Here is a 22,305-nt window from a genome sequence, read left to right as displayed (position 1 = left end):
TTTAATTAGTAACTTCCCTTTCTTTATGGAAATTCAATATCAACCGTTCCATCGGCTTGGGGAATTACATCAGAATTAGTAATATTTTTCACTACTTGCAGATTAATTGTGTCACGCATGCTCTGGTAAGATTTTTGGGCTTCTTTTTGAAATTCAAAAATTGGATTAACCTGAGCAATCGAACGACTTTTAGTAACCCGCATTAACATATCAAGTTGATCAACTTGATCGACCCAACCCTGATCAACGGCTCGTAAAATCGCTAGACGAGCAAAGTAAATCCACTGATCAGCATGCGGTAATTTTTGGTGCATTGCTGCTAACCGATCATGCATTACTTGAAGCAAGAGTTGTTCTTGTTCTTGATCGGTCAAGCTATCCAAATCTTGTTCCACATGAAACGTTGAATCCAGGTTTTGATAAATAAATTCAAGTAGAGAAATATCAGGATTATCCATTTGATCCCTTGCGTAGACAAACTGATGGGCGACCTTCTTAAAACAAAGCTCAATCACGGGTTGCAAATCATGAGCCTGCATAATTAGATTCCGTTCATGATAGACACTATCCCGTTGGATTCGTGAAATTTCTCCGTACTGTAAGGTATCAAACCGAGCATTTCGTTCTTGATTAGTTAAATTCTTTTGTGAAATATTAATCGCATTTCGGAAACGACCTTTATTATTTAATGCTTGTTTAGCCTGCTTAGCATGCCGATAAGCGAACTTTCGAACTCGTTTGGGTGCATTTTCCGTGACCACTTTGTCTTCTAAGGAAACATAGAAAACACTTTCACCAGGAGCTCCTTGCCGTCCAGCACGTCCCCGCAACTGGTTATCAATTCGCTTGTTTTGCATCCGTTCAGTTCCAAGAACTAAGAGTCCCCCTAAAGCTTCAACTTCCTTATCAATCTGAATATCAGTTCCCCGACCGGCCATTGAGGTCGCAACGGTAACTGCGCCTAATTCACCAGCGTGTTTGATAATTTCAGCTTCTTTAACTTCACTTCGCGCATTTAGCAAACTGTGGGGAATTCGTTCTTTTAATAGTAGATTCGAGTAAAGAATCGATAATTCTAATGATCCAGTTTCAATTAAAACCGGACGTCCCTGTTGATGAGCCTCTTTTACCACTCCTAAGGTGGACATTAATTTGGCACGGTTACTAATGAAGAGATTATCTGGTAAGTCTTTTCGAATATTGGGCTTGTTGGTCGGAACTTTGAAGACGGATAAATTATATACTTCCAAAAATTCCTTTTTGTCAGTAGCCGCAGTTCCCGTCATTCCAGCTAGTTGATGAAACATTCGAAACAAACTTTGATAGGTAATCGTCGCCATCGTTCGTTGTTCCACGGAAATTTCGACCTGCTCTTTGGCTTCCAAGGCTTGGTGCATCCCCGCTTGCATCTTCATTCCTTGTAATTCACGTCCGTTTTCGGCATCAATCAAGACCACTTCGCCATCTTTGACGATGTAATTTTGATTACGTTTTTGAATGTAGTTAGCACGTAAAGCTAACACTAAATGTCGGTACAGATCTTGCCATTCTTTAGCAAGTAAGTTATCGACATCTAAATACTGTTCCATTTTGACAATGCCCTCGGGGGTAAACCAAGCATTTTTTAAATCATCACTAATCTCATAATCCGTTTCCTCAGAAAGTAACTTAACGACCTGATCAGATGTTTGATAGTAATTTGACTGAACCCGCGGAACTCCAGAAATCACTAGTGGCGTTTGGGCCGTATCTAGTAAAACCGAATCCGCTTCGTCAATTAAAGCAAAGTTTAATTCTCGCAGATGTTGATCACTAATTGACTTAGCTAAATTATCAAATAAATAATCAAAACCAAGCGTGCTATTAGTGGTATAGACAATATCAGCTGCATAGATTTTATCTAAATCCCGATCTTCGGGTTTGCTACCAATTTCAGGCACGGCACTTTCAACCGTTAAACCCAGCCAACGGTAAACTTTTCCCATTTCTTCGGCATCACGTGCGGCTAAATATTCGTTAGCGGTAATTAGAAAATTCCCCGAACCAAGTAGCCCATGAAGATACATTGGCATGGTCGCCGTTAAAGTTTTTCCTTCCCCCGTTTTCATTTCAGCAATGTTCCCGTCTTCTATGGCAACTGCTCCTAAAATTTGAACCGGAAAGGGTCGCATTCCCAAGACTCTATAACAAGCTTCACAAACCACCGCATAGGCTTGCGGCATAATACTTTTTAGTTTTTGTGGTTTAGCCCGAACAAGTTGCCGTAATCGTTGCGTTTGTTGTTGCAACTCTTCATCGCTCATTTGATCATATTGCGGTGCTAACGCTTGAATCTTTTTAACAGTTTGTTGGTACTTTTGTTTTTGCATTAAACTGATGATTACCACCACCCTTCATTTTTGATTGTAATTGCTTTTAATTTTTAGAAATTATATAATTACTCCATTATGAAGAAAAAAAATTTACTTGAAAGCGATCTGGAAAAACGCTTTGACCAATTAGAAAAAGGGCATCCAGAGCCCGAAAAATTAAATAAACGCGACATAATGGTAAAAATCGTACTTGGATTTTTGGCAATTATTTTAGTCGGACTAGTTTTAATACCACTAATTCGCTTTTAATATTAATATTGTCTTGATTATAACTCATAAGTTCTGAATGTAAACCACATTTAAGGTAATTTACCATTGTAATAAATTACCAGCATTTGGCGTTTAAAGACGCTTTACCATTCTACAACAAACATCATTTTTTTAGAAATAAAAAGAGGTAAATAAAAACAACTAACTTCTGAAATTAATCAGATTTTAGTTGTTTTTTTGTTATTTATTTTTCTAAGAAATTATTTTGAAATGATTGATTTAATTAGTCTTCCTTCCGAATCTTTAAAAAACTACCTAAACCAAGAAGTAAACTTGCAATGATTCCACTAATGCTTAATCCATGGTTAGTGCTTTGACCAGTTTGTGGTAAAGCATTGGATTGGTTAGCAGGTGTTGCAGCTTTAGTGTCTGCTTGTGTTGAAGTTACAGGGGCTGCAGATGTGTCACTAGCTACGGTGTTTGCCGAAGCTACTGGAGTAGTTGGTACAGTTACGACAGTCTTGTTGGCACTATCATTTGCTGGAGTTACTGCAGTATTTGTAACGTTATCAGTTGGATTGACAACACCATTATGTCCTACGTTGCTTGGAGTTGCATTTTTGCCGTTATTTGTTGGAGCTACATCTTATAGACCATATATTATTAATTATCTTTTTAGGGTTGTTTTTAATTTCTTTTGCAAATTTAATAATTGCATCAAATTTTGTTAGTGATTTAATCAAATCATTAAAAAAATATATAAAAGTAGCAAATAACGTATATAAAATTATGCTAAATAATAATTTTAATTGTTCTTCACTTATTGATGGAGTTATCGATGTATAAATACTTAAGATTAATGTATTACTCAAAATATATGATACTAAAAAACTTTTAATTGAATTAATTTCAAACAAAAATGCATCTTTTAGAGAATTAGAAAAAATGCATACCATAATTGAAGATAAAAGAAACAAACCAACTGAAATATTAATTATGAATTGAAAATCTCTTTGACAATAATGGGACAGTTCCATTTTAAAAATTGAAACTTTATTTTCACGTTCCTTTTTATTAAAGACACTTTCTAAATATATTTTTTCTTGTTCTGATATTTTTTCATCTGATGATTTATTTTTTTGATGATTTATTTTTTTATCAATTTCTTTATTTAAACTATTTACATTTTCAAAATCATTAACACTAATATTATTATAATTTAATTTTTGTAAAATATCAGTACCTCGAATAGTTGAATTCAAAGACGAATATATGTTTCGATGAATTTTTGACCAATCAATCTTTTGGGATGAAATTAATGCTCCCTTGCTTAAATCCCACTGTACGTAAGAATATATAAAAAATGAAATTACAAAAGTTATAAAAATAGTAATAAAATTTCTAAAAAAATTCTTTTTAAGTGAAACATTCATATAAAATTCTCCTAAACTTACTATGCCTTATACTACATAAATAATAATTGACTAAATTCTATCAATTATTATCATAACCTTAACATTTGTAAAAAAGCAATTGAAATCGGATGACTTCAATTGCTTAGTGTATTAAATGAATATTTAATTTTGATATAAAGGAATAACCTTATTTCCTGAATCATTTTCAATATTATCAGCATTAATTATTTTACGAATTATCATTTTCTCAATAAAACTACGATTAACTCCAGTTTCAGCATATAAATCATGAAGTTTTCTTTTATTAAGATAATTTAAAATTGCATAAATCTTGCCAGGAACATACATATCAAATTTATCATCTAGAGGTTCAATCTTTTTATAACCAGACTTAGTCATCCTGGCCCAAAAATATCCTGACTGTTTAGGCGTGATAAGCCCCAGATTACTTGCTCGCATTTCTAACGCTGCAATAGATACACCATAATATTTTTTCAAAGATAAGTATTGAATTGGATTAGTTGGATCACTAATTATTTTATTAAAATTTTCAATATAAAAATTTCTATCCAAAAGTAATGATGATGCAAAAGCATTTGCTTCCTTTTCAAGCTTCAGAACATAAGCACTATCTGATTCATCAAACTCTAAATTATGATGCAATAAAATATGTCCAAATTCATGTGCCAAATCAAACATCCTCCTTGGTCCAGATTTATTCGTCCCAAGTATGATATAAGGTCGATTATTATCCGTCCAAGCACTGTAGGCATCAACTTTATTATTTAACTGGCGTTCAACAATAAATACACCAGAGCGTTCAATCATAGCCATTAAACTCTTATTTTGTAAATTCAAATTCAATCTTTTTCTTACAAAATGAGCTATTTCATCAAAATTACAGCCATCATTTTTCATTTTTATGGTTTGTTTGCTTAATTCAAAAATATCTTCCTTAGGCAAATTCACTCTAGGAATTAAAGAAGTGATAAAACTATCAAGAACATTTAAAAATGTAGTTTCTCTTTCAGTATTCTTAACTGATCTTTTTAAATCCGATCTATAAGCGATGTACTTTGAATTAACAACTTTAGGAATTGAATTTTTATTAGTAAAAAATGCTATAGAAACTCCAAAAATATTATTTAATTTACTTAGTATTTGAAAAGAAGGAACCGTAAGACCCGTTTCATATTGCCAAACACTTTGCTCAGATACATTTAATAAATCTGATAAATCTTTTCTAGACAAAACGAAAGATTCACGAATATCGCGGAGACGTGTTCCATTAAAATCCAAATGAAACCACCCCTTTCTAACTAGTTATCATTAACATCTTCATCTTCATCATCTTCAACATAAAAGCTCATTTCTTCAGCAATTTTAAGATTTTTATCGTTAGAAATTGCTTTAATTTGTTCGTCAGTTAGTTTGGAATCAATAAATTCTTCGATAAAGCCGCTTAAATCTTGTATTTCTACAAGACTCGCATCATAAGGATTGGGCATCATTAATTTCAAACCACTAACCTCAGAGCTTTCATTTAAAGTATAGGCCAAAATATAAAAACGAGAATATCCATTCTGATTAGTTTCTTGATTAATTTCATCTAATTCATTAGGCATTATATTGAACAAGCATAATTGTTTAGTAAAATCTCTAGAATTTTCATTAAATAATTGTTTATTAACTTCCATAAGATTTTTTATAGAATTTTGACTAAGTGCTTTTTTATCTATCCCACTTCCATATTTAGATGGACGATATTTTCCCGGCTTAACTATAATTAAGGCTTTTTCGTTACTTTTTCTAGTGGGCGTAAAAAACTGTAAATACTCCCAAAAATAGCCAGCTTTTGCTATCTTATCTTTAACCATTTCATTTAAATCATCAGCTTCCAAATTATTTGATATAGCATCATCAATAATATTAGGACGTGCCCAAGCATATCCGTTTGAAACTTTCATCTTTTTAGCTTTTTCTAAACGTTCTTGAGCATACTTTTTGTTACCCATAACGATTCCCTGAGCAAAAGATTTGGCAATATTATCCGGAAGTTGATAATCGGTTTTATTATTAATTAAAGATGTCATATTTAGCCCCTATAAATTTAAAGTAAAATGCTTCATAAGACTATTATACAGGGAATGTTTAGCATTTCAATTATTATTAAGTCTAAAAACTAACTATTTATTAAAAAAGCTAAATTCTGAAATTTTTCAGAACTTAGCTTTTTTGTATATTAGTTTTTCACAACTACTTTACCAATCATATGCTTCGATTCAACTAACGCAGTGGCATTCCGCAAGTTTTCTGCATTAATCGGACTAAACTTCTTGGTTAAAGTACTTTGTAACTTTCCTTCATCCAATAACTGGCTAACTTGCTCTAGAATTTGATGTTGAGAAATCATGTTCGGAGTTTGGTACCAAGATTTAGCATACATCCATTCCCAACCAAACGTGACCATCCGGCGTTTCAACGGTTGAAAATCAAGGTTCTTTCCTGAACCAGTGGTCGAAACAATCTTCCCAAACGGCGCAATTAATTTCACAATTGTAGGCCAGTAGGCATCTAAGTTAGTTAATTCTAAAATGTAATTAACGTGTTCAAAGCCAGCTGCCTGAACTTGTTTAACCACGTCATCATGATAATCAATGACATAGTCAACGCCGTGGTCTAATTCCCACTGCTTGGTTTCTGTATTTCCCGCCGTTGCTAGAACTTGCAACCCAGCTAAGTGAGCCAGCTGTGTAGCAATTGAACCTACGCCTCCAGCTCCATTAATGATTAAAATCGATTTTTTGGCATTGTCGGCCTTGGCTTCAAGCTTGATGTCCATTTGTTCAAACAAGGCTTCCCAGGCCGTTAAACTGGTCAAAGGCATAGCGGCAATTTCTGGAATACTTAATTTTTGTGGGGCATGTCCCACAATTCGTTCATCAACCGCTTGATATTCGCTATCAGATCCTGGGCGCCGATACGAACCTGCATAAAAAACTTGGTCGCCCGGTTTAAAGATACTGGTTGATTTTCCAACTGCCACCACTGTTCCATAAGCATCCCACCCAATAATCTTGGGTTGCTGTAACTCTGTTTTTTGTCCCCGCCGAGTAAATACATCAACTGGGTTAACCGAGGTTGCTTCAACCTTAACTAACAGATCATGCGGTTCCAGTTCAGGAATCGCGGTCTTAAATTCAAATAAACTCTTGGGATTACTAATCGGATAAAATTTTTGATAACCAATGGCTTTCATTTCACTTTGCATAATTTTTGCTCCTTTATGATTTGAACTAAGTATAAGGCCGAGCAAAACTTTTACAATCGTGAAATTTTTGTAACTAGGTTACAAATTATTCCCCCTGTAACTTTCGCCCCATTTTTCCATCGCCATAATTACCGGCTCTAAAGTCTGACCTAAATCAGTTAACTGATACTCAGTTTTAGGCGGAATGACTGGATAAATTGTTTTATGGATGATGTGATCTGCTTCCAATTCTTTTAATTGTAAGGCCAACATTCTTTTGGAACAGCCACTAATTTTGCTTTCTAATTCATTAAACCGTAGTACTTTATTTTTCAGCAAATGGTAAAGAATGACACTTTTCCATTTACCCGCGATAAATTGCAGCGTATTTTCCACTGGACAACCAGCCTGACAATTATACAAACGACGTGTCCGCATCCTTTACACCCTATTTCTTCAAAATTGCTTTTGCAATAAAACTAGCATATTTAACTGATCCCTCCTGATTAGGATGAGTCGCATCACTATAGAGCCAATCAGGATGGTCTTTGATGTAGTCATTCCAATCAAGCACCGTTAAGTTGGGATATTGTTTTTGGGCATTACTTAAAGTTTCATTATCCGAATTTTGCCAAGGTTGCGTTGGAACATGGACATTAATCCAATAAACATGGCGTTTAGAGCCAGCAATTTTCATAATTTGTTGGATATTTTCATCTTTGACTTCACCATTAGTCCCTAATCCAATGATGACATTTTTGCCCATCAAGCCTTGGTCTGCAAGACTTTGTAAGCTGGTTACCCCATCAGCAGTTTGGCGAGAAACCGCCGCATCAATGTAAAGCCGTGGAAAGATTTTTTGTAAATCATCACGACCAGATAACATGACTGAGTCCCCAATTGCACAACCAGAGAACTTTTCAGCTTCGTTTAACTGGGTCGTGTTTAGACCTTCTTTTTCAAATTCAGCGACATCCGTTTTCGAACGTTTGATAGCCTGTTTACTCTTAATTTTTTTCGCTAATTTTTGATTTTGTTGTTTTTCTTGTTTTGAATTATTTTGAATTCGTTTGGCTAATTGCGTGTGATTAGCTTGATGTGGATTAACTAGGGTCGACTGAATTATCCCAACTACTCCAAAAATTAAAATAACCAAAAGTGCCATTTGCAACTTCGACACTTTTTTTAACTGCCCCATAATCTGATTAAATAATGCCCGATAGTCATAATGACCAAAGGGAACTTGAATGAACCGATAAGAAAGTTCCGAAATTATTCCAATTAACAAGAGCTCAATGATTCCGTAGACAACTTGATGGTCCGCAATGTCCTTGAATTTATCCCCAAAAAAGACAAACACGGGTAATTGGTAAACATAAATTTCATAACTCCGTGATCCAATCCAATTGAAAACGGGATTAGTTAACCACTTATTCCACTTTCCAGCATTTGCTAAGACGGCCCACATGATTAAGCCGGTCGCAAAAGAAAAGAGCGCCATTCCGCCATGATACAGGAAGCCTGATTGGGCACCAACCGTGAAAACTAGGACGGTCATGATTAGTAATCCTAAGCCACCAATCACATTAAAAAACACATTCTGTTCTTTACCCACCTTGTGCATTAAGCGGTCACTGGGCCAGATGACGGCTAAAACCGCCCCAAATAGAATTGAAAACATCCGCGTATCAGTCCCATAGTACACTCGACTAGGGTCAACGCCATGACGGTACAACAAAGCCATTTCTACCATGGATAAAAATGCTAAACCAAGTGCCACATACAAAAGTGGCTTTGATTGTAACTTAGCAGAAACGCTTCGTTTTCGATTGAAAAAACGTAAGAGAAAAAAGGCAACTAAGGGCCAAATTAAATAGAATTGCCCTTCCACTGCCAGAGTCCACAAATGGGTAAAGGGTGATTGTGATCCCGCAAAATTCTGGAAATAGGATTGTCCGTTTAAGATTTCATACCAGTTATAGGTATAGGTTAAATTGGTCACGACACTCTGCCACAAATTTGCTAACAAGTTGCGCTGAAAAAAAGTGATATAGGCAGCTGTCGCAAACAGCATCACAATTAAGGTTGGATACAATTTTTTGACTCGTTTATACCAAAAATTACCATAATCAAAAGTATTGGTAAGTCGATATTCACTAGCTAAATGATCAGTCACCAAGTATCCCGAAAGCGTTAGAAAAATGGGAACGCCTAAATAACCCCCACTGAATAGTTGTGGATTAAAATGATACAAAATCACACCGATGACCGCGAGAGCTCTAAGTCCCGTAAATCCAGTGATAAAGCGATGTTTAACTTTTTTATTTTCCATAGTTTGTACGACATTCCCATATGATTAGTTTATTGTAAATTCCTTTTAATTATATACTTATCTGCCTGATTACGAAAACAAAAATCCCATCGCAACAACCAGCTCCATGGTTGCTATGATGGGATTTATTCGACTTTATAATTTATTTTCCGTAATATTCATCAGGAACACGAACCAAGTCATGTTCAACTAATTTTTCGGCAATTTGAACCGTGTTAGCTGCGGCACCCTTTAACAGGTTATCGGCAACTACCCACATGTTGTAACTACCAGGGTTTTCGGGATCTTCCCGCACCCGACCAACAAAAGTTTCTGTATGACCTTCAGCATCAATTGGTTGTGGGTAAATTTGGTTAGCAGGATCATCTTGAAGCACTAAGCCAGCCCCATTTTTGATTAATTCTTGAACTTTTTTCGTGGTTAATTTACTTGAATCTTCCACTTCAAAGAAGACTGATTCACCGTGTCCAATGACAACCGGAACTCGAACACAGGTAGCGTTCACTTTGATAGCATCAGAGTTCATATCGCCAGCCATAATTTTTTTGGTTTCGTGAACCATCTTCCATTCTTCATGCGTTGAACCGTCTTCTTCAAATACATCGATTTGAGGTAAGAGGTTAAAGGCTAATGGATAGTGCTTCTTTTCACCTTTAACGGGGAAAATTTCAGCAGTCATTGGTTCACCATCAAGATGTTGTTGCGCTTCGTGATCAAGTTCGTTAATTGCAGTTTGGCCCGCACCTGAACCAGCTTGGTAAGTTGAAACAATGACTTGTTTCAAACCAGCCACTTCTTTGATTGGTTGTAAAGCTACCACCATTTGGATGGTTGAACAGTTCGGGTTAGCAATAATTCCCTTGTGATCGTAAATGGCTTGTTCGTTAACTTCAGGAACCACCAAAGGAACTTCGGGATCCATCCGGAAAGCGCTAGTGTTATCAACGGCCACGGCGCCCCTCTTAACCGCTTCTGGTAAGAATTGCTTGGAAGCAGCTCCCCCAGCTGATGCCAACACGATGTCAACATCATCAAAGACTTCCGGAGTAGTTTCTTCAACCACTACGTCTTGTCCTTTAAATTTTAATACTTTTCCAGCAGAACGACTGGAAGCTAAAAATTTAACGTTTTTCACTGGAATTGATGATTTTTCTAATTGATCAATCATCCGCGTTCCGACGGCCCCAGTAGCACCTAAAATTGCAACATTATATTCTCTCATAGTTAGTTATCCTCTTTTTATAAAACGTTTTCTAAGCCAATTTCAAAGCCATTCAATTTTTGCGTGTTTTTAATCGCGATGTTTAAGCCATGCATAAATGACGCCCGATCAAAGGAATCTTGGCGAATCGTCAAAGCTTCCCCTTGTCCGCCAAAGAGCACTTCTTCGTGAGCTACGTAACCGGGTAACCGAACGGCATGAATGTGAACACCATCGTAGTCAGCCCCACGAGCACCAGGAAGGGTTTCCACCGTTGGATATTCCGTTCCTTTAGTTTCGCGACCTTCGACAATTAATTTAGCAGTATTAATCGCTGTTCCTGAAGGCGCATCTTTTTTATCGGCGTGATGCATTTCAATAATTTCAGCATCGGGGAAATATTTAGCAGCTTGTTTGGCAAATTGCATCAAAAGGACAGCTGAAAGCCCAAAGTTAGGCACAATTAGTCCTTTGGCATTAAGTTGATCAGCTAACTGATGTAATTCGGTTACTTGAGCTTCAGTCATTCCACTAGTTCCAATCACGGGGGTCATGTGGTTTTCTAACGCAAATTTAGCGTTTTCAAAAGCTCCAGTGGGAGTCGAAAAATCAACCCAAACGTCGGCATCCGTTTTAATGTCAGCTAATTTAGCAAAAACTTGGCAACCAGCTGGCAACCCATAACTAGCAGCATCCGTACTTTCCAAGTTGGGACTGTAAACGCCCACTAACTGTAACTCAGGATCAGCTTCAATCATTTTACAAGCTTGGGTTCCCATTGAACCTCTAAATCCAGATACTAAGACTTTAGTCATTTTCGGCCTCCTTTTCGCCCACGGCAATTAATAATTCATTTTGTTGTGCTTCATTTAGATCAACAATTGGTAAACGAGAGCCACCCACGTTCAAGCCACCATGATTTAATAAGAATTTAACTGGTGATGGTGATGGGAACATGAATAAGGCTTGCATCTTGGGGGTTAAATCACGTTGAATTTGGCCCGCTAGTTGAATGTCACTATTCATGGCTTGGTACATGCGACGTAGGTCTGGCATGTAGACATGAGATGCCACGGAAATAACCCCTTGACCACCAACTGATTTGGCAAATAAAGCTTGGGGATCTTCACCAGTATAGGTCAAGAAATCAGCCGGAGTATTTTCGACGATGCGTTCAAAGTCTTCCATCGAACCACATTGCTTAACCCCAATAATGTTAGGGTAATGGCTTAATTCGATAATTGTATCAACATCCATCGTTACCCCCGTCCGACCAGGAATGTTGTACATAATAATTGGTAAATCAGAAGCATCCGCAACAGCTTTAAAATGGGCTTTCATCCCAATTTGATTGGGCTTGTTGTAGTACGGAACTACGACTAACGCAGCGTTAATTCCCGGAATTTGGGCAACTTCTTTAGTAAAGTCAATCGTTCCTTGGGTACTGTTACTTCCAGTCCCCGCAATAATGGGAGCGCGACCATCAACTATTTTGACAAACTTTTGGTAAAGCTCAATTTTTTCATCATGTGAAAGGGTCGGGGTTTCGCCCGTAGTTCCCCCAATTAAGAAACCAGTTCCGCCTTCTTGAATTAGACGATTGGTTAATTTTTCTAAAGCGCTGAAATTAATTTGATTATGACAATCAAATGGCGTTACCAGTGCAGTGATGATATCAGCATTTTTAAACATGACTACTCCTTTTCGTTCATTCGATGAGTTAAGAATCCAGTGATGGCATTAATTCCCGGTTGAATTGCTTTGGTATCGGGAACTAATTGGCTGGAATGAAGTTGATGATCTGGATCACCAATTCCTAACCAAAACATGGTTCCAGGGATTTTCGATAATAAATAACCAAAGTCTTCCCCAGTCATCGCTGGTTCTGTTTCTTGATAGTTTACTTGAGCATTTTCTTCCATATAATTAATGAAATCAGCCGTTAGTTTCGGATTGTTTTCAACGGGTAAATAACCCCCTTGATTTAATTTCAAATCAACCTGACAGCCATAACTGGTAGCAATTCCGTTGGCGACTTCTTGCAAACGTTCGTCGATATGTTCAATCATCGTTTGCGTTAAACCACGAATCGTTCCCTTTAAATGAGCTGATCCCGAAATTACATTTCGAATGGTTCCCGCTTCAAACTGACCAAAGGTGATTACCCCACCTTCAATCGGATCCACACTCCGTGACACAATTGTTTGGACTTGATTAATAAACTGACTAGCAGCGACAATCATATCGTTGGCAAATTGGGGATAAGCCGCGTGTCCTTGGACACCGGTGAAATCAACATCGACTTCGGTAGTTCCCGCAAATAAAGTTCCCATCCGACAGCCAATCGTTCCCGCTGCAAGTTGAGGGTTATCATGTAAGCCATAAAATTCATCGGGCCGCCATTGGTCGGTAAAGACGCCATCTTCGTAGGCTAATTTCCCACCATTTTCGCTTTCTTCAGCTGGTTGGAAGAAAAACAAGAGGTTATCTTGGGGTTGATGTTCGGCAAAGTAACGTAAAGTTCCTAAAGCGACCGTCATGTGGACGTCATGCCCACAGGCGTGCATCTTTCCAGCATGTTTAGAAGCAAAACTTAATCCCGTTTCTTCATTAGTAGGTAACGCATCAATGTCAGTTCGATAACCAATTGTACGTTTGGGATTAGAACCATGGAGTAAAACTAGAATCGCGGTTGGTAATTTTTCCGGAACTTTAATTTCCGTAAAATCGGTATCAGCCGTAAATTGCTTGATTTGCTTCATTAAATAGTCGTGCGTTTCAAACTCGTGTAACGCTAATTCGGGAATTTGATGTAAGTCTTGATAAATTGTTTGTAATTCATGATCAAGCTCTACCATAATGTCTAACCTCTTAAGTCGTCTTCTAATTTGGTCTTATCAATGGTTTGTTGATTAACATCCTTAATTTTCTTCGCAGGCATTCCAGCAACCACCGTGTAAGGAGCAACGTCTTCGGTAACAACTGCTCCGGCAGCAACGACCGCTCCTTTACCAACGTGCACTCCTTCAATCACAACGGCATTAGCACCGACTAAGACATCGTCATCAATTCGAACTGGTTGCGCACTAGCTGGTTCAATTACTCCCGCTAAAACAGCACCGGCCCCAATGTGACTGTGTTTTCCAACTAAAGCACGGCCACCAAGCACGGCACCCATATCAATCATGGATTCTTCCCCAATTTCAGCACCAATGTTAATTAAGGCCCCCATCATGATGACGGCATTTTTTCCAATCTTAACTTGGTCACGAATAATGGCACCAGGTTCAATTCTAGCCTCGATGTTTTTCGTGTTTAATAACGGAACTGCAGAATTACGGCCGTCACTTTCAATTTCAGATGCTTCAATTTGTGCAGCGTGGTTCTTTAATAGTGGTTCAACAGCACTCCAGTCACCAAAAATCACCCCGGTGTTGCCATTAATGAAAGTGGTAATGTTATCGGGAAAATCGATCTGGTCTAGGTCACCCTTTAAGTAAACTTTTACGGGGGTTTTCTTTTCCGCGTTTGAGATGTATTGAATAATTTCGTGAGCGTTTAGTTCAGTCATAATTTTTCTCCTTTTAAATGTCTAAGTTTTTGTCTAAATGAATTAAATCAGCATAAGTTTCTCGTGCAATCGCAATTTGTGATTTACCGTTTTCCACAAAAACGACGGCTGGACGAGGATTGAGGTTGTAATTAGAAGCCATCGAATAGCCATATGCCCCGGTCGCAAGGACCGCAATTACATCGCCTGGTTTAAGTACGGGAAGTTCGATATCTTTAATTAAGATATCACCTGATTCACAATACTTACCAGCAAGGGTGACTAATTCAACGTTGTCATCGTGGACATCGTTAGCAACCACGGCGTCATAGTCAGCCCCGTATAAAGCAGGACGAATGTTGTCGCCCATTCCCCCATCAACGGCAACGTATTTTCTAATGTCGGGAATCGTCTTGCTTGAGCCAACTGTATAAAGAGTCGTTCCCGCAGGTCCAGCAATTGAACGACCTGGTTCAATCCAAACAGCAGGAAGGGGTAGACCACGACTTTCTGTTTCCTGACGTAAAGTGGTCAAAATTTGTTGAACAAAGTCTTCAGGACGGATCGGATGGTCAGCATCAGTGTACTTAATTCCAAAACCACCACCAACGTTGATGATGGCGGGCATGTAACCAAAATCATCATGCCAGTGTTGCATTAACTTAACTAATTTTTCGGTTTCAATTTTAAAGCCATCCGTTTCAAAAATTTGCGAACCGATGTGAGAATGAACTCCGACTAATTCCATGTTAGGTTCGTTTAAAACTTGTTGTAAGGCTTCATCCGCTTGTCCGGTTAAGATATCAAAGCCAAATTTACTATCTTGTTGACCCGTTTGGATAAATTCATGCGTATGTGCTGACACGGCAGGCGAAACGCGTAACATGACTTTAATGGTTTGGTTCCGTTCGGCAAGTACTTCACTCAATAATTGGATTTCGTAGAAATTATCTAAAATAATGACCCCAACTTGGTGCTCAACGGCCATTTCAAGTTCTTCACGGGATTTATTATTTCCGTGAAAACTAACGTGATCCATGGGAAAGCCGGCTTTAATGGCAGTATAAAGTTCCCCACCAGAAACAACATCAGCATGGGCATTTTCTTGGGCTAACACTTGGTACATTGCAACACAAGCAAAGGCTTTGCTGGCATAGCTAACGGCGTAGTCAATGTCATTTTCTTGAAAAACGCGTTGAAAAGCGTGAATCTGACTACGAATCTTGCTAATGTCATAAACCTGTAGTGCGGTCCCGTATTGTGCTGCTAAATCAGTAGCGGGGATGCCGCCAATGATTAGTTGATTATCTTGAACTTCGTTACTATCCAACATTATGAATCCCCCAGTTTTTTATTCGATCAAATTGAAATTATAAAAAAAGAGCCTACTTTGCGGCAGCTCCGCAAAAATAGACTCCCTTAAAACAATTTCAGAATCGATTATACATAGCTCCCCGGAATTAACTCCGACAGTCCATAGCTTATTCAACTATGTCCCAGCTAGCTAAGTTCCATTTCACTTAGTGCTTCGGCAAATAACCCTTTCGTTTGTTTCATCGTTCAATGGGAACTCCCCAAACTAGTCTTATTATTTGCGACCTCTATTTGATTTACTAAAGCATACCGAATTCAGGCAGATTCGTCAATACTTTTCCCCGATTTAATTAATTGTCCGTAAATTTCTTTATTTCTATATATTAAACAAAATAATTGTCGCTTTTTATTCCTGCAGGGGTTGCCGACCTGTTAAAATAGTGATAATTTCTGTTTAACAAATTTGCGAGGTGGAAAAAATGAAAGTTGTAAAATTTGGTGGTAGCTCATTAGCTGATGCAGACCATTTTGAACAAATTATCAAAATTATCAAAAGTGACCCCGAACGAAAAGCTGTGGTTGTTTCAGCTCCAGGAACCCGGTTTAAAGGTGACATTAAAGTCACCGACCTCTTAATTAAATACGCTGAACAAGTGCTTAATCACGAACAATCGACAGATACCCAAACTGAAATTATCAACCGTTATCAAGCAATTGCGGACCACTTTGCGTTACCTGCCGAAGTGATGGAACAAATTGCTACGACGATTCAAGCCCTACCAACGCAAACTTACTCTGATGACGACTTTTTAATGGCGGGTTTCAAGGCTCAAGGTGAATATCTCAATGCCTTTCTACTAACTGCTGTTTTAAATAAAATTGGGATGAACGCCAAATTTATGGATCCCAAAACAGTCGGTTTTTTAGTTAGCGACAATGCGCAAGACGCCCACGTTTTAGCAGCAACTTATACCAACTTAGCTAAATTCCGTAATCCCGAACAACACCTCGTTTTTCCTGGGTTCTTTGGTTTTACCGAAACTGGTCAAATTGCAACTTTTTCCCGGGGTGGGTCTGATATCACTGGTTCCATTGTTGCCAAAGGATTAGACGCCGAAGTTTACGAAAACTTTACTGATGTGGATGCGATTTATTCCGTTGATCCTCACATGGTTCAAGATCCCAAAAGCATTAAAGTAATGACCTATCGCGAAATGCGTGAATTATCCTACGCTGGTTTTTCGGTTTTTCACGATGAAGCCATTCTACCGGCTATCGATGCCGAAATTCCGATTAACGTCCGTAATACCAACCGTCCCAACTTGCCTGGAACCATGATTGTTCCGGAACGCAACTTTAAGCCAACCGGATTAGTAACCGGAGTGGCTAGTTCTAAGCGGTTTGCGGCGCTTTATTTGCACCGGTACTTGTTAAATAAAGAAACTGGTTTTACCCTAAAATTATTGCAAATTTTATACAAATACAACATTTCTTACGAACACATGCCCTCTGGGATTGATGATTTAACCATCATTTTCGATAAGCGCCAATTTACTCCAGCATTAATTGAAAAAATTTGTGCCGAAATTAAATCAGAATTACATCCTGACCAACTAGAATGGATTGACGATTATGCCATCATTATGATTGTTGGTGAAGGAATGCAAAAAAGTCCGCATACCATCGAAGATATCATCCGTCCGCTTAGTGATCACGAAATCAAAATTCACATGATTAACCAAGGGGCTTCCAAAATTGCAATTATGTTGGGAACTAATGAATCAGATGCCGAACAAGCGGTAAAATTAGTTTACCAACACTTCTTTGATAATAATCGAATTATCGATTAGAAAGGTCTCATTATGACAGAATTACTCAAGGTTCATGGATCAGAAAATACCTTTTTCATTCTTGACCTGACCCAATTTGCACAACAACCTAGCTTTGCAGAAATTTCCAAATTAGCAGTGGCGATGAAAGCTAGTAACGATCCTAAATTAAACAATATTGATGGAATTTTAGTGGTCGAAGCTTCTGACCACCCTGACTGTTTAGGAAAAATGACCGTTGTGAATGCCGACGGAAGTTTAGCCTCAATGTGTGGGAATGGATTACGAACGGTAACGCGTTATTTAGCCGAAAAGTTTGGCAAAACGAACTTCAAAGTTGAAACCCAAGATGCTGATTTAGATGTCGAACAAGCTCCTGATTTAGCAGATCAAGTTCCCGCTTTCGGGGTCCAAATTTCACCCGTGCGTTTTGACCATGCTGATTTCCCGTTCGAAAACCTCGGAACTAATGAAATTCACGATCAAATGTTGCCCCAATTAGATGATCGCTTAAGCTTTACCGCGATTGCCGTACCTAATCCGCATCTAATTAGTTTTGTGTCAGATGCCGTTTTACACACTGACAAATTAGAAAAACTAGGAACTTATTTGAATGGTGAAAATCCGTACTTTACCGATGGTGTGAACGTGAACTTTGCTAAAATTTTAGCTCCTGACACACTCTTTGTCCGGACTTTCGAACGAGGAGTTGGGTTTACGAATGCCTGTGGAACAGGAATGACTTCAACTAGTTTAGCGTATGCCTTGAACCACTATGAAGGTGATTTTGACCGAATTATTACCGTTTATAATCCGGGTGGGATGGTCAAAGTTCACGTCCAAAAAACCGGAAATGACTTCCAACTTCAATTAATTGCCAATGCAACTGAATTAGGGACATTCACCATTGATGCTAAAGACCTCTTTAACCACAATTTTGCTGCCGGAACTTTCCAACCAACTGACGAAGAATCCCATTATCAAGCTTGGGTCAAAAGTTTAAACTAATTTAAACAACTTACTAAAAGAAAGTGTTATCCTAGAAGTATCAAAAACTAAAGGATGGCACTTTTTTATGACTAAAATTAACGTAGTTTTAGGAAGCGTACGCGAACCCGCAATGGGAAATCGCCTCTTTACTTACCTAAAAAATAAGCAAACGGAACTTGAAACCCAAAATGGGGTGGAATTAAACTTTATTAAAGTCGGTGAGTATCATCTACCACCTTATAATCAACCATTTCCTCCATTAGCAACCCCCGATTATCCCAACGTCTTACCAGAAAATGCGAAACGCTGGGTCAACGAGGTTTCTGATGCAGATGGACTCTTAATTTTAGCTCCTGAATATGATTATTCAATTCCGGGTGCTTTAAAAACAGCTCTAGATTACCTAGCAAAAGGCATGGATGGGATGCCAGTCCAAGTGATTAGTTATTCCATGGGAAAAGGTGGTGGTTTATTAGGATTAATGGCTTTATTACCTGTTTTCCAAGTTCTCAACATGATTACTGTGAACAATAATTTACAAATTGCTAACATTCAAAAAGTCTTTGCAGAAAATGGCGAGTTTCTTCCAGAATTAGAAACATCGGAACAAACTTATTATCAAAACCGGCTGGCAGCTGTGATTAAAAACCTAGCTCATTACGCTGAACTACTAAAATAACCCCGGTCTTTACCAGAGTTATTTGGGGGTATGTTAAAATAAAGTTGACGCATGGAAACTTAATTAAGAAAAGAAGGATTAACATCATGAAAAAAGCAAAACTTGCTTTACTAGTTGGCTGTTTAAGCCTGGTTGCTACGCTGTTCTTTATAACTGGAACAACAACTTCAGCCAGTACAAAAGATAATTTATTAAAACCCAGTTACACTAAGTTAAATGGTAAAAAAGTCGTAGATTGGAAGAAACCTACTGCTAAAAAGTACGTTGATTTAACTAACGTACCCGCTAAAGACTTAAAGATTGTGGTTAATCAAAAACACCAAACTGTAAATGTTTATAAAAACAACAAATTAATTGAACAATTCCTTTGTTCAACCGGAAAACGGACCGAAGAAACGGCTACCCCAGTTGGCACGTTTGCCATTGAACCAGAACATGGAGATTGGTTCTACAACGCTAAACCCGATGTTGCTGAAGGAGCACGAAACTTCGTCAGTTTTAAAGATCATGGCGTGTACCTCTTCCATTCTGTTGTAATGAATAAAGACAATCAACCAATTATGAGTCGTCAAGGTCGTCTAGGCCACCCTAACTCACATGGTTGTATCCAAATGAGTTTGCCCGATAATGTGTACTTCTACAATACTTTCTCACAACCTGATAAAGTTGGTACCAAAGTGGTTATCGAACCATTTAATAAATAAACTAATACAAAAACGCTTGAAAATTTAAGCGTTTTTTGTTTGGCTTTGATTTTGGATAAATAAAAAAGATTCGCCAAATAATGACGAACCTTATTCTATATTCTCTTCCAATCAAATATAATCATTAATAAACTAATCAAAATCAAAATTAAAACAATTATCATTTGATCATTCCAAGTTACCCATTTACTAAATGGACCAGCTAATAAACCACCAATTGCCAAACCTAGTACTGGAAATAGTTCACCTTTTCCTCGAGCTGACTGACGTTCTTCAGGAGTATATGATTTAGTCAATAAGGCACTTCCTGATGTATAACACAAACTCCAACAAATACCAATTAGTAGTAAAGTTAAAGTAACGGAAAAATTATTAACGGTGAATGCACTGGCAAACGCTGCAAAGAATCCAACAGTTAAGCCAATCAAGATTTGAATTTTAATCGGAATATACTTAGATACAAATAACAAAATAAAGACTGGTAAGTACATACCAACCATATGTAACTGCATTCCAACCATCCGTTGAGCTGGAGTATTGTGTAATACAGATTGCATAATGATTGGTGCTCCTGACATGATTAAAGCCATTGAAAAACAACTACATATTAAAATCAAAACCCCATTTCTAAATGCCGATCTTTTTAATAGAGAAAATAAACTAATTTTAATTTGACTGTCGTTTGTATTTTGCTTACTTGATTGTATAGTTTCATCAACAGCTACTTTAGGAAGAAAACTATTGGAAATAACAGCTGTTAATCCTAAAACAGAAACGACCAGGTATGCCCCAGAATACAATGGATTGAAGGTATCACTTGCCCACGTAGCTAACATCGGGCCAATAATGGCTGCTAAAACTCCAGCAGACATAATTAATGAAATACTTTTAACCTCATGACCTCTAGATACATCTGAAGCAACATATCTATAATAGTTTGCAACTGCTTGATAAATACCAACGCAAGAAGTACCTATACATAGAAAAATAAAAGAATGTACATTCAAACTATACCAAGAACAAATACCACCAATAGCTGCAATAAATCCACCAATTTGAAGGACAAGTTTCAATCCAATTAAATTTGCAATCCTAGGGATTTGTGGAGCTACTACTACACTTAGAATTGAAATTAAGGCAATTGGTAATGTTGCAAAAATTTTATTACCTGACAAAAGTGCCCCAACTAGAGCAGTGATTGTCAAATCAATACTCATAGCAGATAAATATAGTGCTTGAGAAATCATTAAATTAATAGTTACCCGTTTAGAATCGTTTTTCATAGTAAGTCACCGCTACTGGGAGATTCCATTTCAGAATAATACATAAAATCACCGGAATCTTTATCAAAAACTTCACATTTTGCAGTTTGCCATGCATCTTGTGATGAGCTTGTCTTAAATTTACCAGTTTTGTCTTGCAAAACAACTCCTTGCCAAGGAAATACCTGACTTTCCTTATTAACTAAATGTATTCCATACTGTCCTTTTTTTGGATGAACGGTTGCTCTTATACATCCCTTATACTTATTAATAACAGTATCTGTTATTCTTAAGGTTACTAATTTAGCTGTAAATTCAAATGCTTTAGCAGATGAACGTTCATTTATTTTAACTAAATACTCCTCTAAGAGGTTATCCATATTCTCTTTATTAATAGCCCTTAATACAGAGTAATCTAAATCATCAGTTTTAATATTGGATGACATATTTGAAATTAAATATTTAACTTTATCACTATCTTTATTTTTGTCCCACCAGGATTTTAACTCTAACCTAACTTCTTTTAGAATTTGATTATATTTTTCAAAATCATCGCCAATAACATCGTCAACCATGTCTACGTATTCTATATTATTTGATATACCCATTTTATTAATCACATCTTTTGCTTTTTGGCTATATGCCTTATACTCAAAAGAATCGATTTCACAAATATCAGAATAAATAAAACCATCAGATATAACTACAAATTTAGTAGGTTTATCCATTAGTTCTTGAATAATAAAAGAAATTAAATATAATCTTTTAAGGCATAGTATTTCACCCGCATCCAAGTTATGATGCCAAGTTTTTAATGGATTTGGTATTTTAAAAGGAAATGATGGCAAAACAATCTTAATTTCATCACCACTATCTTGTAACGTTTTAATTAAATATTTTTTAACACCTAAAGAATTTCCATTACGAAAATTCTTTGATGATAAAATAGTAGCAACTTGTTCTTCAGGAGAAAGTATTCTTAGTTCTCTCCATCTTTCTCTTATGATTAATTCTGCTTCTTTTTCTGCACTTTTTGCTATATTTTTATAATCTATGTTAATAAATTTTTTTGGCAATAACGGTCTTTCAACAAATTCATTACTTTTTTCCTTTATTACCTTAGGAGCAGACAACATTACATACCATGGATCAAAGTCTTTTGATAATAATTTTTTCATAATAAGTCACCTCTAACTT

At 37.1% G+C, this 22,305-nt stretch carries 20 protein-coding genes, 1 pseudogene and 1 riboswitch; of the genes and pseudogenes, 5 read left to right on the top strand and 16 right to left on the bottom strand.

Going from position 1 to position 22,305, the window contains the following annotated elements:
• Positions 1-23: 23 nt before the first annotated feature.
• A complete protein-coding gene (gene secA2 / locus ACEPSS_RS02515; protein ID WP_395319886.1) occupies positions 24-2,369 on the bottom strand; it encodes an accessory Sec system translocase SecA2 in 2,346 nt (781 codons plus the stop codon).
• 78 nt (positions 2,370-2,447) lie between these two features.
• Here secA2 and ACEPSS_RS02510 point away from each other — a divergent pair, with 78 nt between their 5' ends.
• Positions 2,448-2,621, top strand: coding sequence for a hypothetical protein (locus ACEPSS_RS02510; RefSeq protein WP_395319884.1), 174 nt, complete (start codon positions 2,448-2,450; stop codon positions 2,619-2,621).
• A 244-nt stretch (positions 2,622-2,865) separates the two neighbouring features.
• Here the strand turns inward: ACEPSS_RS02510 and ACEPSS_RS02505 are convergent.
• The 13 genes and pseudogenes from ACEPSS_RS02505 to lysA all read right to left on the bottom strand — a co-directional run.
• Positions 2,866-2,982 (bottom strand): annotated as a pseudogene (locus tag ACEPSS_RS02505) (LPXTG cell wall anchor domain-containing protein); the annotation flags it as partial.
• A gap of 226 nt (positions 2,983-3,208) precedes the next feature.
• Complete coding sequence (locus tag ACEPSS_RS02500) at positions 3,209-4,015, bottom strand: hypothetical protein (protein ID WP_395319882.1); 807 nt, start codon at positions 4,013-4,015, stop codon at positions 3,209-3,211.
• 144 nt (positions 4,016-4,159) lie between these two features.
• Positions 4,160-5,296, bottom strand: a complete 1,137-nt coding sequence (locus ACEPSS_RS02495; protein ID WP_395319880.1) for an XRE family transcriptional regulator — start codon at positions 5,294-5,296, stop codon at positions 4,160-4,162.
• A 20-nt stretch (positions 5,297-5,316) separates the two neighbouring features.
• Positions 5,317-6,090 carry a hypothetical protein gene (locus ACEPSS_RS02490; RefSeq protein WP_395319878.1) on the bottom strand — a complete coding sequence of 258 codons (774 nt, stop codon included), beginning with the start codon at positions 6,088-6,090 and terminating at the stop codon, positions 5,317-5,319.
• Positions 6,091-6,239: 149 nt separating this feature from the next.
• A complete protein-coding gene (locus ACEPSS_RS02485; protein ID WP_395319876.1) occupies positions 6,240-7,268 on the bottom strand; it encodes a zinc-binding alcohol dehydrogenase family protein in 1,029 nt (342 codons plus the stop codon).
• A gap of 78 nt (positions 7,269-7,346) precedes the next feature.
• Complete coding sequence (locus ACEPSS_RS02480) at positions 7,347-7,685, bottom strand: winged helix-turn-helix transcriptional regulator (RefSeq protein ID WP_395319874.1); 339 nt, start codon at positions 7,683-7,685, stop codon at positions 7,347-7,349.
• A 10-nt stretch (positions 7,686-7,695) separates the two neighbouring features.
• Positions 7,696-9,579, bottom strand: a complete 1,884-nt coding sequence (locus ACEPSS_RS02475; RefSeq protein WP_395319872.1) for an acyltransferase family protein — start codon at positions 9,577-9,579, stop codon at positions 7,696-7,698.
• Between the two features lie 142 nt (positions 9,580-9,721).
• Positions 9,722-10,801, bottom strand: a complete 1,080-nt coding sequence (locus ACEPSS_RS02470; RefSeq protein ID WP_395319870.1) for an aspartate-semialdehyde dehydrogenase — start codon at positions 10,799-10,801, stop codon at positions 9,722-9,724.
• A gap of 17 nt (positions 10,802-10,818) precedes the next feature.
• On the bottom strand, positions 10,819-11,595 hold the full coding sequence (gene dapB, locus ACEPSS_RS02465) for a 4-hydroxy-tetrahydrodipicolinate reductase (RefSeq protein WP_395319868.1): 777 nt from the start codon (positions 11,593-11,595) through the stop codon (positions 10,819-10,821).
• Positions 11,588-12,472, bottom strand: a complete 885-nt coding sequence (gene dapA, locus ACEPSS_RS02460; protein ID WP_395319866.1) for a 4-hydroxy-tetrahydrodipicolinate synthase — start codon at positions 12,470-12,472, stop codon at positions 11,588-11,590. The genes dapB and dapA overlap by 8 nt, the downstream gene beginning before the upstream one ends.
• Before the next feature lie 2 nt (positions 12,473-12,474).
• Positions 12,475-13,641, bottom strand: coding sequence for an N-acetyldiaminopimelate deacetylase (locus tag ACEPSS_RS02455; protein WP_395320462.1), 1,167 nt, complete (start codon positions 13,639-13,641; stop codon positions 12,475-12,477).
• Positions 13,642-13,643: 2 nt separating this feature from the next.
• A complete protein-coding gene (gene dapD / locus ACEPSS_RS02450; RefSeq protein ID WP_395319865.1) occupies positions 13,644-14,351 on the bottom strand; it encodes a 2,3,4,5-tetrahydropyridine-2,6-dicarboxylate N-acetyltransferase in 708 nt (235 codons plus the stop codon).
• Positions 14,352-14,364: 13 nt separating this feature from the next.
• Complete coding sequence (gene lysA / locus ACEPSS_RS02445) at positions 14,365-15,663, bottom strand: diaminopimelate decarboxylase (protein WP_395319863.1); 1,299 nt, start codon at positions 15,661-15,663, stop codon at positions 14,365-14,367.
• 106 nt (positions 15,664-15,769) lie between these two features.
• Positions 15,770-15,942: riboswitch (Lysine riboswitch) on the bottom strand.
• A gap of 181 nt (positions 15,943-16,123) precedes the next feature.
• Between lysA and ACEPSS_RS02440 the strand changes: the two genes are divergently transcribed.
• The 4 genes from ACEPSS_RS02440 (at position 16,124) to ACEPSS_RS02425 (ending at position 19,846) form a co-directional block, all read left to right on the top strand.
• Positions 16,124-17,494, top strand: coding sequence for an aspartate kinase (locus tag ACEPSS_RS02440; protein WP_395319861.1), 1,371 nt, complete (start codon positions 16,124-16,126; stop codon positions 17,492-17,494).
• Positions 17,495-17,506: 12 nt separating this feature from the next.
• Positions 17,507-18,481: a diaminopimelate epimerase gene (gene dapF / locus ACEPSS_RS02435; RefSeq protein ID WP_395319859.1), complete on the top strand. Its 975-nt coding sequence runs from the start codon at positions 17,507-17,509 to the stop codon at positions 18,479-18,481.
• Between the two features lie 67 nt (positions 18,482-18,548).
• Positions 18,549-19,142 carry an NADPH-dependent FMN reductase gene (locus ACEPSS_RS02430; RefSeq protein WP_395319857.1) on the top strand — a complete coding sequence of 198 codons (594 nt, stop codon included), beginning with the start codon at positions 18,549-18,551 and terminating at the stop codon, positions 19,140-19,142.
• 86 nt (positions 19,143-19,228) lie between these two features.
• Positions 19,229-19,846 (top strand): L,D-transpeptidase, encoded by a 618-nt coding sequence (locus ACEPSS_RS02425; protein WP_395319855.1) that lies wholly within the window; start codon positions 19,229-19,231, stop codon positions 19,844-19,846.
• A 95-nt stretch (positions 19,847-19,941) separates the two neighbouring features.
• Here the strand turns inward: ACEPSS_RS02425 and ACEPSS_RS02420 are convergent, their stop codons facing one another.
• Together ACEPSS_RS02420 and ACEPSS_RS02415 are read right to left on the bottom strand one after the other, a co-directional pair.
• The gene (locus ACEPSS_RS02420; protein WP_395319853.1) at positions 19,942-21,129 is read right to left on the bottom strand and encodes an MFS transporter; all 1,188 of its coding nucleotides are present in this window, start codon (positions 21,127-21,129) and stop codon (positions 19,942-19,944) included.
• Positions 21,126-22,286, bottom strand: coding sequence for an L-tyrosine/L-tryptophan isonitrile synthase family protein (locus ACEPSS_RS02415; protein ID WP_395319851.1), 1,161 nt, complete (start codon positions 22,284-22,286; stop codon positions 21,126-21,128). Before ACEPSS_RS02415 ends, ACEPSS_RS02420 begins: the two co-directional genes overlap by 4 nt.
• Positions 22,287-22,305: the final 19 nt, after the last annotated feature.

This window comes from Fructilactobacillus frigidiflavus (assembly GCF_044054575.1).
GTDB lineage: Bacteria > Bacillota > Bacilli > Lactobacillales > Lactobacillaceae > Fructilactobacillus > Fructilactobacillus frigidiflavus.
This window is presented reverse-complemented; position numbering and strand designations above follow the sequence as displayed.

Coding starts and splice junctions, on each gene's coding strand:
- ACEPSS_RS02415 (WP_395319851.1), bottom strand. CDS start 22,286: ATGAAAAAATTATTATCAAAAGACTTTGATCCATGGTATGTAATGTTG.
- ACEPSS_RS02425 (WP_395319855.1), top strand. CDS start 19,229: ATGAAAAAAGCAAAACTTGCTTTACTAGTTGGCTGTTTAAGCCTGGTT.
- ACEPSS_RS02510 (WP_395319884.1), top strand. CDS start 2,448: ATGAAGAAAAAAAATTTACTTGAAAGCGATCTGGAAAAACGCTTTGAC.
- ACEPSS_RS02500 (WP_395319882.1), bottom strand. CDS start 4,015: ATGAATGTTTCACTTAAAAAGAATTTTTTTAGAAATTTTATTACTATT.
- dapD (WP_395319865.1), bottom strand. CDS start 14,351: ATGACTGAACTAAACGCTCACGAAATTATTCAATACATCTCAAACGCG.
- ACEPSS_RS02475 (WP_395319872.1), bottom strand. CDS start 9,579: ATGGAAAATAAAAAAGTTAAACATCGCTTTATCACTGGATTTACGGGA.
- ACEPSS_RS02420 (WP_395319853.1), bottom strand. CDS start 21,129: ATGAAAAACGATTCTAAACGGGTAACTATTAATTTAATGATTTCTCAA.
- secA2 (WP_395319886.1), bottom strand. CDS start 2,369: ATGCAAAAACAAAAGTACCAACAAACTGTTAAAAAGATTCAAGCGTTA.
- ACEPSS_RS02490 (WP_395319878.1), bottom strand. CDS start 6,090: ATGACATCTTTAATTAATAATAAAACCGATTATCAACTTCCGGATAAT.
- dapA (WP_395319866.1), bottom strand. CDS start 12,472: ATGTTTAAAAATGCTGATATCATCACTGCACTGGTAACGCCATTTGAT.
- ACEPSS_RS02480 (WP_395319874.1), bottom strand. CDS start 7,685: ATGCGGACACGTCGTTTGTATAATTGTCAGGCTGGTTGTCCAGTGGAA.
- lysA (WP_395319863.1), bottom strand. CDS start 15,663: ATGTTGGATAGTAACGAAGTTCAAGATAATCAACTAATCATTGGCGGC.
- ACEPSS_RS02440 (WP_395319861.1), top strand. CDS start 16,124: ATGAAAGTTGTAAAATTTGGTGGTAGCTCATTAGCTGATGCAGACCAT.
- ACEPSS_RS02430 (WP_395319857.1), top strand. CDS start 18,549: ATGACTAAAATTAACGTAGTTTTAGGAAGCGTACGCGAACCCGCAATG.
- dapB (WP_395319868.1), bottom strand. CDS start 11,595: ATGACTAAAGTCTTAGTATCTGGATTTAGAGGTTCAATGGGAACCCAA.
- dapF (WP_395319859.1), top strand. CDS start 17,507: ATGACAGAATTACTCAAGGTTCATGGATCAGAAAATACCTTTTTCATT.
- ACEPSS_RS02470 (WP_395319870.1), bottom strand. CDS start 10,801: ATGAGAGAATATAATGTTGCAATTTTAGGTGCTACTGGGGCCGTCGGA.
- ACEPSS_RS02485 (WP_395319876.1), bottom strand. CDS start 7,268: ATGCAAAGTGAAATGAAAGCCATTGGTTATCAAAAATTTTATCCGATT.